The sequence below is a fragment of the Saccharothrix sp. CCNWYY140 genome (assembly GCF_037401995.1).
In the GTDB taxonomy this organism is placed as follows: Bacteria; Actinomycetota; Actinomycetes; order Mycobacteriales; family Pseudonocardiaceae; genus Actinosynnema.
The window spans coordinates 1-14,154 of the sequence record NZ_JBBEGC010000076.1; the positions used below are offsets into that span (position 1 = coordinate 1).

At 73.2% G+C, this 14,154-nt stretch carries 15 protein-coding genes; 8 read left to right on the forward strand and 7 right to left on the reverse strand.

All coding sequences use genetic code 11. The annotated features are described in order from the left end of the window. Positions 1-1,108 precede the first annotated feature (1,108 nt). From WBN91_RS27070 to WBN91_RS27080, 3 genes are all read left to right on the forward strand, one after another. On the forward strand, positions 1,109-1,417 hold the full coding sequence (locus WBN91_RS27070; RefSeq protein ID WP_337726257.1) for a QsdR family transcriptional regulator: 309 nt from the start codon (positions 1,109-1,111) through the stop codon (positions 1,415-1,417). A 117-nt stretch (positions 1,418-1,534) separates the two neighbouring features. Further along, a complete protein-coding gene (locus tag WBN91_RS27075; RefSeq protein WP_337726258.1) occupies positions 1,535-2,842 on the forward strand; it encodes an alpha/beta hydrolase domain-containing protein in 1,308 nt (435 codons plus the stop codon). Next, the gene (locus WBN91_RS27080; RefSeq protein ID WP_337726259.1) at positions 2,839-4,089 is read left to right on the forward strand and encodes a hypothetical protein; all 1,251 of its coding nucleotides are present in this window, start codon (positions 2,839-2,841) and stop codon (positions 4,087-4,089) included. The genes WBN91_RS27075 and WBN91_RS27080 overlap by 4 nt, the downstream gene beginning before the upstream one ends. Here the strand turns inward: WBN91_RS27080 and WBN91_RS27085 are convergent. Both WBN91_RS27085 and WBN91_RS27090 read right to left on the reverse strand, forming a co-directional pair. Next, positions 4,065-5,129 carry a class I SAM-dependent methyltransferase gene (locus tag WBN91_RS27085; RefSeq protein WP_337726260.1) on the reverse strand — a complete coding sequence of 355 codons (1,065 nt, stop codon included), beginning with the start codon at positions 5,127-5,129 and terminating at the stop codon, positions 4,065-4,067. The two genes, WBN91_RS27080 and WBN91_RS27085, sit on opposite strands and share 25 nt — an antisense overlap. A gap of 76 nt (positions 5,130-5,205) precedes the next feature. Continuing rightward, positions 5,206-6,717 carry a response regulator transcription factor gene (locus tag WBN91_RS27090; protein ID WP_337726261.1) on the reverse strand — a complete coding sequence of 504 codons (1,512 nt, stop codon included), beginning with the start codon at positions 6,715-6,717 and terminating at the stop codon, positions 5,206-5,208. A gap of 107 nt (positions 6,718-6,824) precedes the next feature. Between WBN91_RS27090 and WBN91_RS27095 the strand changes: the two genes are divergently transcribed. Beyond that, a complete protein-coding gene (locus WBN91_RS27095) occupies positions 6,825-6,971 on the forward strand; it encodes a DUF1059 domain-containing protein (RefSeq protein ID WP_337726262.1) in 147 nt (48 codons plus the stop codon). Positions 6,972-7,044: 73 nt separating this feature from the next. On the opposite strand, the gene WBN91_RS27100 is transcribed toward WBN91_RS27095, so the two are convergent. Continuing rightward, a complete protein-coding gene (locus WBN91_RS27100; RefSeq protein ID WP_337726263.1) occupies positions 7,045-7,836 on the reverse strand; it encodes an MBL fold metallo-hydrolase in 792 nt (263 codons plus the stop codon). Between the two features lie 132 nt (positions 7,837-7,968). On the opposite strand from WBN91_RS27100, the gene WBN91_RS27105 reads away from it, so the two are divergent. Together WBN91_RS27105 and WBN91_RS27110 are read left to right on the forward strand one after the other, a co-directional pair. Continuing rightward, entirely contained in the window at positions 7,969-8,388 is a 420-nt protein-coding gene (locus WBN91_RS27105) for a YciI family protein (protein ID WP_337726264.1), read from the forward strand. Then, positions 8,385-9,644, forward strand: a complete 1,260-nt coding sequence (locus WBN91_RS27110) for an RNA polymerase sigma factor (protein ID WP_337726289.1) — start codon at positions 8,385-8,387, stop codon at positions 9,642-9,644. Before WBN91_RS27105 ends, WBN91_RS27110 begins: the two co-directional genes overlap by 4 nt. A gap of 111 nt (positions 9,645-9,755) precedes the next feature. On the opposite strand, the gene WBN91_RS27115 is transcribed toward WBN91_RS27110, so the two are convergent. Next, the gene (locus WBN91_RS27115) at positions 9,756-9,959 is read right to left on the reverse strand and encodes a cold-shock protein (RefSeq protein WP_337726265.1); all 204 of its coding nucleotides are present in this window, start codon (positions 9,957-9,959) and stop codon (positions 9,756-9,758) included. Beyond that, complete coding sequence (locus WBN91_RS27120) at positions 9,956-10,147, reverse strand: hypothetical protein (RefSeq protein WP_337726266.1); 192 nt, start codon at positions 10,145-10,147, stop codon at positions 9,956-9,958. Before WBN91_RS27120 ends, WBN91_RS27115 begins: the two co-directional genes overlap by 4 nt. Before the next feature lie 278 nt (positions 10,148-10,425). Here WBN91_RS27120 and WBN91_RS27125 point away from each other — a divergent pair, with 278 nt between their 5' ends. Beyond that, positions 10,426-10,653, forward strand: a complete 228-nt coding sequence (locus WBN91_RS27125) for a hypothetical protein (RefSeq protein ID WP_337726267.1) — start codon at positions 10,426-10,428, stop codon at positions 10,651-10,653. Between the two features lie 17 nt (positions 10,654-10,670). Here the strand turns inward: WBN91_RS27125 and WBN91_RS27130 are convergent, their stop codons facing one another. Beyond that, positions 10,671-12,830, reverse strand: coding sequence for a catalase (locus WBN91_RS27130; RefSeq protein ID WP_337726268.1), 2,160 nt, complete (start codon positions 12,828-12,830; stop codon positions 10,671-10,673). Positions 12,831-12,915: 85 nt separating this feature from the next. After that, positions 12,916-13,293, reverse strand: coding sequence for a MerR family transcriptional regulator (locus tag WBN91_RS27135; RefSeq protein ID WP_337726269.1), 378 nt, complete (start codon positions 13,291-13,293; stop codon positions 12,916-12,918). A 49-nt stretch (positions 13,294-13,342) separates the two neighbouring features. Between WBN91_RS27135 and WBN91_RS27140 the strand changes: the two genes are divergently transcribed. Then, on the forward strand, positions 13,343-14,140 hold the full coding sequence (locus WBN91_RS27140; protein ID WP_337726270.1) for an MBL fold metallo-hydrolase: 798 nt from the start codon (positions 13,343-13,345) through the stop codon (positions 14,138-14,140). Positions 14,141-14,154: the final 14 nt, after the last annotated feature.

The following is a 14,154-nucleotide window of genomic DNA, read 5'->3' on the forward strand; positions in this document are numbered from 1 at the left end:
CTGGCCGCCTCCTCGGGCTGGCCGCCTGCCCGCGCTCGCCGCCTGCTCGCGCCGCCCGCCCGCGCCAACCGCTTGCCTGAGCTGGCCGCCTGCCCGCCCGAGCCGGCCGCCTGCACGCGCTGGCCGCCTCCACGGGCTGGCCGCCTGCTCGCACCGGCTGCTCGCGCCGCCCGCCCTCGGCAGCCGCCCGCGCCGGCCGCTCGCCGATGCCGGCTGCCGCCGGCGCTGGCTGACCCCGGGTTGTGTCGTAGCCGGCTGGCAGAATGAGCCCCAGGGGCGCTCCGATCCGAATTGTCGTACCCCCGTGGGACAATGGAACCGGGGGCCGGAGGCCATGCCCAGCGCGCCGCCGAGCACCATGCCGCGCGCCACGCTGGAAGTCACGCCCGAGGACCGGGGCCACGCCGAGGGCCGAGGGCGGGGGCCACGCCGAGCGCCGGAAGTCCCGCCGGGCGCCCCGTCGAGCGCCCGAGGCCGCGCCGGGCGTCCCGCCGAGCGCCGGAGGCCGGGGGCACGCCGGAGTCCACGCCGAGCGCCGGAAGCCCCATCGGGCACCCCGTCGAGCGCCCGAGGCCGCGCCGAGCGTCGTGGCCGGAGGCCGGGGGCACGCTGGAGGCCAGGCCGAGGGGCGGAAGCCCCGCCGAGCGCCGGGGCCGGAGGCGGGCGCATGCCGAGGGACGGAAGCCATGCCGTGCGCCGTGCCGAGGGCCGGAGGTCGTGCCGGGCGCGATGTCGAGGGTCGGAGGTCGCGCCGCGAGCGCAGGGCTGGTTGGCCGCCCTTGCCGGTCTGTTCTCGCTCGCTCGCACACCCAACCGTCGGCGGCCACTGGCCTGGGTGGTGGTTGGGGCGCGATGATGCCGGGTGGCTGGGGGTGGGGTGATGCGTGGGCGGCGGGTGGTTAGTCGGGAGCAGGTGGTGCGTGGGGCTTGTCGGTTCTTCGTGCGGCATGGTGCGGTGGACATGGAAGGGCTTGCGGCCAGTCTTGCGATCAGTCGGGCGACGCTTTACCGGGTTGCCCACAGTCGGGACGCGCTTCTCGCCGATGCCTTGTGGTTCCTTGGTGACCGTGTGCTTGGGCGTGCGCGAGAGCGGCGGACGGTTGGTGGGGTGGACGGGGTCCTTCAGGTCACGCGTGAGTTCGTCTCGCAGTTGCACTCCGCTGCGCCCTTCCGCGAGTTCCTGAGCCGCGAACCCGACACCGCCGCCCGCGTGCTGCTGCACGACGTCCACCGGCGGGCGGTCGCTGCGCAGCGCGACATTCTCCGTGACGTCAAGCCCTGGCCGCCGGGTGAGCTGGATCAGACGGCCTTCCTCTACGTGCGGGTCGTGGAATCCGTGCTGTACGCCGAACTGCTCGGCGGCACGCCCCTCGACCTCGGCTTGGCCGAGCGCGCGGCTCGGTCGCTGCTGTCCTGACACGCCGAAGAACTTGCGACGGCCGTCTCACGATCGCTGTGGATCCTGGTGTGCCGCAACGGCTCCCGGCTACGGTCGGCCGCGCCCCCGTCGTCCCCCGAAGCTGTGGGAGTCGGAATGTCGCTCCGCCACGCCGGCCCGCTCGTGTTGGCGCTGGGTCTGCTGCTAACCACCACTGCAACCGCCACCGCCGTCTCCGAAGTCATGGGACCCCTGCCGGGGACGTTGCCGGGCGACCGGCTTGCCGACCGGATCGAGGACACCTACCCGTTCTTCGCCACCCCCGACGCCCTGCCCGGCTACGTCGAACACGAGTTCCACCTCTCCGGCCACGCCGACGGCTTCGCCCCGGACGGCACCAAAGTCGCCGACGACGTCCCCTTCACCACCCGGGTCATCGTCCGCAAACCCCTCCACCCCAAGGACTTCAACGGCACCGCCCTGGTCGAGTGGCAGAACGTCACCGCCGGCTACGACCTGGACGCCCTGTGGAACGCCGAGCAGGTCACCCGTGCCGGCTACGCGTGGGTCGGCGTGTCGGCCCAGCGCGTCGGAGTCGACCACCTGCGCACCTGGAGCCCGGCCCGCTACGGCCGACTGGACGTCACCGGCGGCGGTCGGTTCACCGCCGACGAATTGTCCTACGACGTGTTCACCCAAGCCGGTCGGGCGGTCGCGGACGGTCGGCTGGTCCAAGGCGCCAAGACGGTGCTGGCCATCGGCGCGTCCCAGAGCGCCGCCCGTATGACCGTCCTCTACGACCACGTTCTGCCCCAGCAAGAACCGGTGTTCGACGGGTACGCCTTCGTCGTCGGACCCGCACCCACCCGCGCCGGCGCGGAACCGGTGTTCCAGCTGATGTCCGAGACCGACGTGCGCTCCCCGCGCCGCCCGGCCGACACCGACCGGTTCCGGCGCTGGGAGGTCGCGGGCGCGGCGCACTCCGGGCACCACGGGCAGGTCTACCGCGCGCCGATCTCCGAGCGCGACCTGGGGGCGGTCCCGACCTACCGGTGCGACCGGCCGCCGTTCAGCCGGGTTCCGATGCACCACGTCACCGCCGCCGCCTACGACCACCTGCGGCGCTGGGTCGAGCGCGGCACCCCACCACCGACCGCGCCGCCGCTGGAGTTCGAAGCCGACGGCGTGACCAAGAAGCGGGACGCGTTGGGCCTGGCCGTGGGCGGTATCCGGCTGTCCCAGGTCGCCGTGCCCCGCGCGGTGAACACCGGGGACAACAGCGGTGAGACGTTCTGCCGCCTGTTCGGCACGCACGTCCCCTTCGACGCGGACACCCTGAAGCGCCTCTACCCGAACCACGGCATCTACTTGCACCAGATGTTGACGGTAGATGCTCAGAACATCCGAGCCGGCTACCTCCTGCCCGCCGACGCCCTGTCCAACCTGCGAGAGGCGGTCCGATGAGACTCGCACTGGTGATCGGCCTGCTCCTGACCCTCATGGGGGTCCCGGCGCAGGCGGACACACTCACCCCGATCGTGTTCGTGCACGGCCACCAGGGTTCGGCCCAGCAGTGGCAGTCCAACGCGAAGCGGTTCTCCAGCAACGGATACCCGGATCACATGTTGTACGCATTCGAGTACGACACGAGCGTGCCCACCAACGACCGGGCGATCGCCGAACTGGACGCGTTCCTGGCCGACGTCCGCGCCCGCACCCGTTCGTCCACAGTGGACATCATCGCCCACTCCCGTGGCACCACGGTGATGCACGCCTACCTGACCACACCTGAACGTGCAGCCGGCGTGCGGCGGTACGTCAACGTGGACGGCCGGTCCAGCGCAGCCCTCCCGGGCGGTGTCCCGACGCTGGCGCTGTGGGGCAGTGCGCAACCCAACGGCTCGATCGGCGGCGCGACGAACGTCTACCTGACCACGTTGGGCCACACCGAGACCACCACCTCCGCGGCGGGCTTCGCGCACATGCACCGGTTCCTACGCGGCCGGGACGCCCGCACCACCCTCGTGCTGCCCGAAGCGATCGTGCGGATCGCCGGCCGGGTGACCTTCTTCCCGCAGAACGAAGGCGTGCCCGGCGTGCTGCGCGTGTGGGAGGTCCAGGACGGCTCGCGCGTCGGCCTACCCCGCACCACCACGACCTCGGACGGCTCGTTCGGCCCGCTGCCGGTCAGCAGCCTCAGGCACTACGAGCTGGAGTTCGTCCGCGACGGCGAGCCGACCCACCACTTCTACTTCGAGCCGTTCGAACGCTCGGACCGCTTCCTGCGCCTCCAGGTGTCCAAGCCGGGCGGCATCGGCGACCAGGTCGACCGGTGCCCCACGCACACGGCGGTCACGGTGGTGCGCAACCGCGAGTGGTGGTCGGGGGAGGACCGCCTGGAGTACGACGGCGTCGACGTGCTGGCGCCGAGCGCGGCCCCGAAGGTCCGGCAGGTCCTGGCGGCGTTCGCGTTCGACGACGGCTGCGACGGCGTGTCGGCACCGGGTGTCGCCCTGCCGCCGTTCACGGGCCTGCCCTTCCTCACCGCCACCGACACCTTCCTGCCCACCACACCCTCCGCCGCGATCCGCGTGACCGAGCGCCCACGGGGCACCGACGGCTCCCGCACGGTGGTGATCCGGAACTGGCCGTCGGACACCCACGCGGTGACCGTGCAGTTCAAGGACTACTTGGACTTGCGGCACACATAAATGCAGTCCACGGGGTCGTCGGGCGCGTCGTGGACGGCCACCACGTCGAACCCGGCCTCCGACAGCATCCGCCGCGCGACCCGCTCGCCCCACATGGTGCCCAATCCGGCGCCGCCGGCGGCCAGCGAGACCGTCATGCAGTGCAGCACGCTGAACGAGTACAGCATCGGCGCGACGGGGTTGGCGACGTCCTCGGCCAGGTCGCTCGACGCCTTCACGTCGAACACGACGAACGTGCCGTCGGGCCGCAGGGCGTTGTGCACGGCCCGCAGCAGCCCGGCCGGGTCGGCCTGGTCGTGGACGGCGTCGAAGGCGAACACCGCGTCCAACGGCGGATCCGCGGGCAGGGACACCGCGTCGCGCACCTCGAACCGGGCGTTGGTCAGGCCCAGGTCCGCCGCTTCGGCGCGGGCGAGGTCGACGGCGTCGGCGGCGATGTCGTAGCCGGTGAACTCCGACGCCGGGAACGCCCGCGCCAACAGGTTCACCGCGTGCCCGGTGCCGCAGCCGACGTCGGCGACCCGGATGCCCTCGGCCAGCCGGCCCGCCAGACCGGTCAGGGGCAGCACGCCGGTCAGGAGCTGCCCGTCGAAGTAGCCGCGGCTCAGCGAGTCCATCACGGCGGTGAACCGCGGCCGGAACAGCTCGTAGGGCACGCCGCCGCCGGTGCGGAACGCGGTCTCCACGTGGTCGAGGTTCGCCGAGAGCAGGGCCGTGACCTGGCTGAACGGGGCGAGGTTGGCCGAGCCGCCGCCGGTCAGGCACAGCGCGTGCTCCGCGGGCAGGGTGTAGACGCCGTCCTCGTGCTCGAACACGCCGCCGGTGACCAGCGCGGCCAGCCACTCGCGGACGTACCGCTCGGACAGGCCCGCGCGGTCGGCCAGTTCGGCGCTGGTGGCCGGGCCGCGCGCGGCGGCGGTGAACAGGCCGGTGCGGTGGCCCAGGTCGATCATGAGCGTGAGCAGCGAGCGGCCGATGGTGTCGAACAGGGTGCCGGCGAACTCCTCGACGCGGCGCTCGTCGATCGCGGTGGTGGTCATGGCGTTCTCCTCACCTCGGGGGTGAGCCGACGGTAGGAGCGCGGGGCGCGGCGGTGCTTCGGTCGAAGTGTGCAGGTCACCGCCGGCGGGGATGGGTCGTTCCACCCACCAGGCCGTGGTCGAAGGCGTACGCGGCGGCGGCCGTGCGGGTCGGCAGGCCCAGCTTGAGGTAGATGTTGGCCAGGTGCCGGGCCACGGTCTTCTCACTGAGCACCAGCGCGGCGGCCACCTCCCGGTTCGTGCGGCCCTGCGCGACCAGGGCCAGCACGTCCACCTCGCGCGCGGTCAACCCGCCGGGCGCGGGCCGGGACCCGCCGGCGGCGGCCCGCTCGCGCTCGGCGGCGTCGGTGTCGCCCAGCCGGTCGTAGGTGGCGGCCAGCAGCAGCCGGACGCGGGCGCAGTCGTGCGGGACGTCCAGCTCCCGCCACCGGGCGCACGCCCTGCGCAGCACCGGCAGGGCCTCCTCGGGGTGGCCCTCGGCGAGCAGGACCGCGCCCCGGGCGTGGTCGGAGGCGGCGCGCAGGCCGTCGGTGCCGTAGGCGCGGGCGGTCTCGGCGAGGTCGTCGGCGGACTTGCGGGCCACGTCGGGCGCTCCCGCCGCCAGGCCGATCTCCACGGCGGCGCGCAGCAGGTCCACGCGGGTCGGCGCAGGACCGTCGGCCGCGGTGAGGGCGGCGGTGATCGAGGCGAGCGCCACGTCCGGCCGGCGCCGGTCCAGGCGCAGCAGCGCCATGCCCGGTTGGGGGTCGCGGCCCAGCTCGTGGGCGGCGAGGTACGCGCGCTCCGCGCCGTCCGCGTCGCCGCGCAGCCGCCGGCACTCGCCGACCACGTACCAGGCCTCGGCGGCCACGCGGATCGCGAGGTCCCCGACCTCGTCGGCGACCTGTGCCGCCAACGCCTCCGCCGCCGCCCAGTCGCCACCGGCGTGCAGGAGCTGGGCCTGGTGGACCCGGCAGATGCTGGTGAACAGCACGGCCGTGCGCGACTCGCACCACCGCCGCAGGACCTCCGTCCACGCCCGCATCCGACGCAGGTCCAGCACCTCGTGGCACGCGTCGACCAGGCCGCAGTACACGTGCCCGGTCCACTCGGGCGCGAGGTCCCCGCCCAGCGCGGCGGCCATCGCGTCGTCCAGCAGGGCGAACCCCTCGGTGACCCGGCCGCCGCGGACCAGCGCGCGCCCCTCGGCGGCGGTCGCGACGGCGACGAGGTTCGGGTCGCCGTAGCCGCGTGCGTCCCGGCGCAGCCGGCGGGCCTGGGTGACGGCGGTGTCCAGGTCGTCGGCGTCGAGCGCGGCCTCGACGTCCCGGCCGTAGCGCAGGTAGCCGTGCTCGACGCAGTCCGGCTCACCGGCCAGGAGGCGTTCGGCGCGGGCGAACCACGTGCCGCCCGCCGCCTGCTCGCCGCGCAGGAAGTGGAAGTAGGACAGGCCCAGCGCGGTACCGGCTGCGTCCCGGCCCGCGCCCGCGCGGCGGTACAGCTCGAAGGCGTCGGCGCCCACCGCCAGCGACTCGTCGACCCGGCCGTGCCACCACGCCGTGTCGGCGCGCTCGGCGGCGGCACGGGCGGCGGCGAGCGCGTCGGTCATGGCGGCGGTCCGTTCACCCGGTGGTGGGTCAGTATCACGCGGCCACCTCCACTCCGCCGTCCGTCGTCGGTAGAGTCGGGGGAGGAGATCACCGAGGGGGTTCCACGATGAAGAAGAACATCTCCTGCCCGTGCGGCGAGCGGATCGTCGGCGAGGACGAGGACGACCTGGTCGAGAAGACCCAGCAGCACCTGCGGGAGAACCACCCGGGCCACGAGTACTCCCGGGACCAGATCCTGTTCATGGCCTACTGAGCCACCCGGACCGCCGACCCGCACGGGCCGCCGGGGTCCCCGGCCGGCTGGGAACCACGGCCGGCCGAGGTCCTCACGGCCTGGCGAGCGCGGCCAGCGTGAACTCCTCCGGGTACGGCGAACGCGCGACGGCCTCGGCCGGGCTCAGCGCCCCGGCGGCGACCTCCCGGCACAGGTCGGCGACCGCCGCCAGGTCCGCCCGCTGCGCCCGGACGAAGTCGCGGTCCACCGGCTCGCCGTGCCCCGGCAGCACGACCGGCGCGTCCAGCGCCAGGATGCCGTCCAGCGCGGCGGGCCAGCCCTGCGGGTGCGCGTCGCCGAACTGCGGCGGCGCCCCTTGCTCCACCAGGTCACCCGCGTAGACCACGCCCGCGTCCGGCACGTGCACGACCAGGTCGTGGTCGGAGTGCGCGGGCCCGAAGTGCCGCATGACGACCCGCCGGCCGCCCAGGTCGAGTTCCGCGTGGTCCTCGACCAGGTGGTCGGGCAGCACCAACCGCACGGCCGCGATGCGGTCCCCGACCTCCGGTTCACCGCGTTCGCGGTAACTGCGCGCCCACTTCTCCCGCTGCTCCGCGCCGCCGGCCGCCAGGTCGGCGTGGCACCGCGTGTGCGCCCACACCTCGCACGGCCCGAACGCCTCGGTGCCGAAGCTGTGGTCGAAGTGCGAGTGGGTCAGCACCACCCGCCACGGCAGCGCCGTCACCTCCCGGACCGCGGCGGCCAACTCCCCACCCTGCCCCGCGTCCCCGCCGGTGTCGACGACCAGGCACGACTCGCCGCCCACCACCAGCCCGACGGACAGGTCCAACTCCTCGTAGCGCCGCACGAGCACACCGTCCGCGACCTCGATCCACCTGCTCATGAGCGCTACTCAAGCACGTGCGGAAAGATCTTCGAAAAAACTTCGCCGCCGTGTCGATCCGTGCCCTCGCCCGTTCGACCCGGTGATGAGAGGGTCCACAACGGACCCGGAGCGCACCAGGGAGCGACCACCATGAAGTACATGCTGATCATGCGGGCGACCGACGAGGCCTTCGCGCAGATGGTCGAGACCGACTTCAACCAGATGCTGGAGACGGTCGGCAAGTTCAACGACGAGCTGATCCGGGCCGGGGTGCTGGTCGCCGCCGAGGGGCTGGACGACGCCGCCAACGGGGTCGTGGTGGACTACTCCGCGGAACCCCCCGTCGTCACCGACGGTCCGTACGGCGAGACCAAGGAGCTGTTCGGCGGGTTCTACATCCTCAACGTGGCGTCGAAGGAGGAGGCCGTCGAGTGGGCGAAGCGACTGCCGATCCAGGGGCCCGGGTTCAAGACCGAGGTCCGGCGGGTGCCCACGATCGACGAGTTCCCGCAGGACAACCCGTGGATCCAGAAGGAGCGCGCGTGGCGGGAGGCGACGGGGCAGCTCTGAGCGGTCCCTCTCCGGGCGACCCCACCGGCCGGGCGGCGGTCGCCGCCGTGTGGCGGATCGAGTCGGCGAAGATCGTCGGCGCGCTGGCCCGCTACACCGGCGACTTCGCCCTGGCCGAGGACCTGGCGCAGGAGGCCTTCGCCGAGGCCCTGGTGAACTGGCCGCGCGACGGCGTGCCGCGCAACCCGGGCGGGTGGCTGCTGACGGTCGGCAGGCGGCGCGCGATCGACGCGTTCCGCCGCCGGGCCGCGGCCGACGAGCGCTACGCCGCCCTCGCCCGCGACCTGGGCGAGGGCGTCGTGGACGCGGGGGAGACCGACCCGGACCAGATCGACGACGACGTGCTGGCGCTGATGTTCGTCTCGTGCCACCCCGTGCTGTCGCGGGAGGCGCGGGTGGCGTTGACGCTGCGCGTGGTCGGCGGCCTGACCAGCGACGAGATCGCCCGCGCGTTCCTGGTGCCGACCGCGACCGTGCAGGCCCGCATCACGCGGGCGAAGAAGACGCTCGGTGCGGCGGGGGTGCCCTTCGAGGTGCCGGCGCCCGAGGAGCGGCAGGCACGGCTGGGTTCGGTGCTCAGCTCGGTGTACGTGATCTTCACGGAGGGTTCGTCGGCCAGTTCCGGCGACCACCTCATCCGCTTCGACCTGGCCGGGGAGGCGCAGCGCCTGGCGCGCGTCCTGGCCAGGTTGGCGCCCGGCGAGCCCGAGGTGCACGGCCTGCTGGCCCTGCTGGAGCTGACCGCGGCCCGCTTCCCGGCCCGGACGGGGCCGGACGGTGAGCCGGTGCTGCTGGAGGACCAGGACCGCCGCCGCTGGGACCGGTCGGCCATCGTGCGGGGCCGTGCGGCGCTGGCGCGTGCCGAGAAGGTCGGCCGGGGCCTGGGTTACTACGGGTTGCAGGCCGCGATCGCCGAGTGCCACGCCGTCGCGCCCTCGGTCGAGGAGACCGACTGGGGCCGGGTGGTGCTGCTCTACGAGGCGTTGGGCCGGCTCGCGCCGTCCCCGGTGGTGGAGCTGAACCGCGCGGTGGCGGTGTCGATGGCGCACGGCCCGGCCACCGCGCTGCCGATCGTGGACGACCTCGCGGCCTCCGGCGCCCTGTCCGGATCCCACCTGCTGCCGACCGTGCGCGGTGAACTGCTGGCCCGGCTGGGGCGGGTCGAGGAGGCCCGCGGCGAGTGGGAACGCGCGGTCGAGTTGTGCGGCAACGAGCGCGAGCGGACGTTGCTGCACCGCAAAATGGCCGGCCTCTGAGACCGGCCCGTCCACCGCGGACCGGCTGAGCCGGGCCGGGAGTGGACCACCGCCGCGCGGGCGAGGACGTGCTCGCCCGCGGCGTGCGGTGTCAGACCACGGCGTGCGGTGTCAGACCACGCGGACCGCGGTGGCCTGCGGCCCCTTGCGGCCCTCGCCGAGCTCGTACTCCACCGCCTGGTTGTCCGCCAGGCCGTGGTTGTCGTAGCCCTGGATCTCCGAGTGGTGCAGGAAGACGTCCGCTCCGCCGCCGGCCGGGGTGATGAAGCCGAACCCCTTGGCGCCGCTGAACCACTTCACGGTCCCTTGCGTCATGGACGTGCTCCTTGCGATAGGGACGTGCCCTGCACGTCTCGGGGCGAACGGTGCGGGTGCCGGTCCGAGCTGCCGACGCCGAAACGCGTCTCGGGATCGGGCAGGCCCAGCATGGACAGCAGTTCGACGCAGTCGCCCGGGTCGAGCGAGTGCCCGGCCACGGTCAGCGCGGCACGCGTGCGCTGCACGGCCTCGACCTCGTCGGCTGCGGCCCGCGCGGCGGCGAAATCGCCGCCGGCTCGCGATCGGCCGGGCCGTCCGGAGGCGGACGTGGGTCTGGGTGGTGGCGCGGGGGCGTACAGGTGGTCCGGCGGCAAGCCGGTGCTCCCGTCTCCGGTCGAACTCGAGCGGACCGGATTGGGTTGGGGACCGCAACGGCGGGGTGCCGGCATCTCGTGCCCAACCCGGCCGACTGTACCGGACGGACGCCCTGTCCAGGCCGACGGGGCGCGGTAGAGTTCCGTGCATGTCGGACAACGCCGGTGGACCCGCGCTCGAGCCCACGCTGTCCGAGTGGCTCAAGGCCCGCGCGGAGACCGAACGCCACCTCGCCGGCCTGCCCGCGCCGATCGACGCGGAGTGGGCGCAGCGGCTGGCCGACCTGCTCACCACCGAGCGCTCCTGGCAGGACCAGTACACCGAACTGGTGGCCCTGGGCAGCAGCGGCGGCAAGTTCCCCTCCTCCAATCGCTGACCGCACCCCGCGGTCGATCAGCGGCTCAGGCGCGGCCAGACCCGGTGCTCCGACAGCAGGGTCAGCACCTCCCGCACCACCTCGCCCGGGTCGTCGCCGGTGACCACGCCCGGCCCGTCGCCCACCACCGCAGCGCCCTCGCCCCACGCGCCGATCGCCTTGGCGTGCCGGTGGGCCTCCTCGACCAGCAGCGCCACCCGCGGGTCCACCGTGGCCGCCGGAGCACCCGCCTTGGCGTCCCGGGCCGGAAGCGCGTCGGGCGCGGGCGGGGGAGCGGCGGCCAGCAGGACGGCGTCGAACTCGACCGAACGAGCCGTGAGGAAGGTGCGTTGGGCGACCACACCGTCCGACAGTGAACCGCCGTGGGGCGCGATGACCAACGGCACCACACCCGCGTCCTGCAACGCTTGGCGGGCCGCGTCCACACCGTCGAGCGAGTGGTCCGCGACGATGCCCACGACCCGCCCCTCGACCGGCCACCGCCGGCCGATCTGGGACAGCGCCGGACTCGGCGTGACCTCGGGCAGCTCCTCCGACACCTCCGGCGCCGGCAGGCCCAACCCCGCGGCCACCTCCGAGCACAGCCGCGCGTCGACCCGGGCCAGCACCTGCAACTGCCGTTCCTTGATCGCCTGCTCGTAGACCTTGCCCAGCTCGAAGGTGAACGCCCGGATCACGTGCTCCTGCTCCACCGGGCTCAGGCTGTGGAAGAACAGTCGCGGCTGGCTGAAGTGGTCGGCGAAGGAAGCCGGGACCTCCCGCACCTTCACCGACTCGGCGACCCGTTGCGGCACCTCCACGTACGCGCCGTCGGCGACACCGGCGTGGAACGGGCAGCCGCCGTCCAGCGAGTTCGGCCGGTACGGGGCCGCGCCGCCGTGGACGGCGGTCTGGTGGTAGCCGTCGCGCAGCATGTCGTTGACCGGCGCGTGGGGGCGGTTGATCGGCAGCTGGTGGAAGTTCGGCCCGCCCAGTCGGGTCAGCTGCGTGTCCAGGTAGGAGAACAGCCGCGCGTGCAGCAGCGGGTCGTCGGTCAGGTCGATGCCGGGCACCAGGTGGCCCACGTGGAAAGCGACTTGCTCGGACTCGGCGAAGAAGTTCGTCGGGTTGCGGTTGAGGGTCAGCATCCCGATCGGCTGCACGGGCGCCAGTTCTTCGGGCACGATCTTGGTCGGGTCGAGCAGGTCGATGCCCTCGAAGGTCTGCTCCGGCGTGTCCGGGAAGACCTGCACGCCCAGCTCCCACTGCGGGAACGCCCCGGCCTCGATGGCGTCGTAGAGGTCGCGCCGGTGGAAGTCCGGGTCGATGCCGTTGATCAGCTGCGCCTCTTCCCACAGCAGCGAGTGCACGCCCTGCGCGGGCTTCCAGTGGAACTTCACCAGCGACGTCTCGCCGGCGTCGTTGACCAGCCGGAACGTGTGGACGCCGAAGCCCTCCATCGTCCGGTACGACCGCGGGATCGCGCGGTCGGACATGTGCCACAGGACGTGGTGGGTGGCCTCGGTATGCAGGGACACGAAGTCCCAGAACGTGTCGTGCGCGCTCTGGGCCTGCGGGATCTCCCGGTCCGGGTGTGGCTTGGCGGCGTGGATGATGTCGGGGAACTTGATGCCGTCCTGGATGAAGAACACCGGGATGTTGTTGCCCACCAGGTCGAAAGTGCCCTCGTCGGTGTAGAACTTCGTGGCGAACCCGCGGGTGTCGCGCACGGTGTCCGCCGAGCCCCGCGAGCCCACGACGGTGGAGAACCGCACGAACACCGGGGTGGTCTTTCCCTTGCGCAGGAACCCCGCCTTGCACACGCTCTCGGCGGTGCCGTAACCGACGAACACGCCGTGCGCCCCCGCGCCGCGTGCGTGCACCACCCGCTCGGGGATGCGTTCGTGGTCGAAATGCGTGATCTTCTCGCGCAGGTGGTGGTCCTGCAACAGCGTCGGGCCGCGCGCGCCGGCCTTGAGCGAGTGGTCGGTGTCGTACAGGCGCAGGCCCTGCGCGGTGGTCAGGAACGCGCCGTGCTGGCTGTTGGCCGTCTTCGGCGCACCCGTCACGGCCCCGGTCGGCGAGACGGTCTCCGGCGCGTCCTGGTCCGGCTTGGGCGGGAGCGGTTTTCTGGGCTCGGTCGGCTCCGCGACGGTCGGCGGTTGGCTGCCCGGCACTCCCGGGATGTTCGGTTCCACATGCCCTCCTCGGTCGTCAGGCGGCGGCTACCCCGTGCGGGGCGCGCTACACGGCGCGGGAGGTTGACGTGGGCAACACCCAGTGTCACCGGGAAAACTCCTGTTTGAACTCCGGGCACTCGACGAGCGGCGCGTGCGTGCAGGTCGCGGCGTGGCGGAGGCTGTCGCGCATTCGGGTGAGACGCGCGATGTCCTCGTCGAGCCGGTCGGCTTTTTCCGCCATCCGGGCGCGCAGAGCCGTGTCACCGGGCGTGGCCACCAGGAACCGGGCGATCTCGGCGAGGGTGAAGCCCGCGCCCCGCGCGCAGGCGATGAGGTCCAGGCGGTCCAGCACCTCGGGCCGGTAGGCGCGGCGCAGGCCGTTGCGGCCGTCGGAGCTGATCAGGCCGCGCTTCTCGTAGAACCGCAGTGCCGACGGGGCGAGCTTGGCCCGTTCCGCGACCTCGGCGATGTCCAGCAGCACTCGCGCCTCCCTTGACTTGAACCGCGCTTCAAGTCGCAGGGTAGCCGTCATGAAGATCCACCACCTGAACTGCGGGTCCGTGCGCCGCATCGAGGCCACCTACGCGGGCCTGCCGGCCGCGCACGCCGTCAACCACTGCCTGCTGGTCGAGACCGACCGGGACGGGCTCGTGCTCGTGGAGACCGGGCTGGGCCTGGCCGACGTGCATGACCCCGGCACGACCCTGGGCGAGGACTGGGTGCGGATGGCCCAGCCCGTGCTGGACGAGGAGGAGACCGCCGTGCGGCAGCTAGCCCGCCTGGGTTACGCGTCGGAGGACGTGCGGCACGTCCTGCTGACCCACCTCGACGTCGACCACTGCGGCGGCCTGCCGGACTTCCCGCACGCCGAGGTGCACGTCCTGGCCGCCGAACTGGACGCCGCCCTGACCCAGGCCCCGAGCTTCCGCTACCGCCCCGCCCACTGGGCGCACACCCCGCGGTGGGTCGCCTACCCCGCCGAACCCGACACCGACTGGTTCGGCCTCGGCGCGCTGCGGGCGCGGGGACTGCCGGAGGAGTTCCGGCTGGTGCCGCTGGGCGGGCACACGGCCGGGCACACGGGCGTGGCCGTCCACACCGGTGACCGCTGGCTCCTGCACTGCGGCGACGCCTACTACTACCACCGCGAACTGGACCCCGACCCGCACCCGCACCCCGTGCTGGACGTCGTGCAGACCAGCTCGGAGGTCCACCGGGACCTGCGCCTGGACACCCAGTCCCGACTGCGCGCCCTGGCCCGCGACCACGCCGACGAGGTCACGCTGATCAGCGCTCACGACCCTTGGGAATTCGCCCGCCACGCATGAGGGCGAGGGGGCGG

Coding starts and splice junctions, on each gene's coding strand:
- WBN91_RS27115 (WP_337726265.1), bottom strand. CDS start 9,959: ATGACGCAAGGGACCGTGAAGTGGTTCAGCGGCGCCAAGGGGTTCGGC.
- WBN91_RS27090 (WP_337726261.1), bottom strand. CDS start 6,717: ATGACCGACGCGCTCGCCGCCGCCCGTGCCGCCGCCGAGCGCGCCGAC.
- WBN91_RS27080 (WP_337726259.1), top strand. CDS start 2,839: ATGAGACTCGCACTGGTGATCGGCCTGCTCCTGACCCTCATGGGGGTC.
- WBN91_RS27085 (WP_337726260.1), bottom strand. CDS start 5,129: ATGACCACCACCGCGATCGACGAGCGCCGCGTCGAGGAGTTCGCCGGC.
- WBN91_RS27100 (WP_337726263.1), bottom strand. CDS start 7,836: ATGAGCAGGTGGATCGAGGTCGCGGACGGTGTGCTCGTGCGGCGCTAC.
- WBN91_RS27095 (WP_337726262.1), top strand. CDS start 6,825: ATGAAGAAGAACATCTCCTGCCCGTGCGGCGAGCGGATCGTCGGCGAG.
- WBN91_RS27140 (WP_337726270.1), top strand. CDS start 13,343: ATGAAGATCCACCACCTGAACTGCGGGTCCGTGCGCCGCATCGAGGCC.
- WBN91_RS27105 (WP_337726264.1), top strand. CDS start 7,969: ATGAAGTACATGCTGATCATGCGGGCGACCGACGAGGCCTTCGCGCAG.
- WBN91_RS27075 (WP_337726258.1), top strand. CDS start 1,535: ATGTCGCTCCGCCACGCCGGCCCGCTCGTGTTGGCGCTGGGTCTGCTG.
- WBN91_RS27125 (WP_337726267.1), top strand. CDS start 10,426: ATGTCGGACAACGCCGGTGGACCCGCGCTCGAGCCCACGCTGTCCGAG.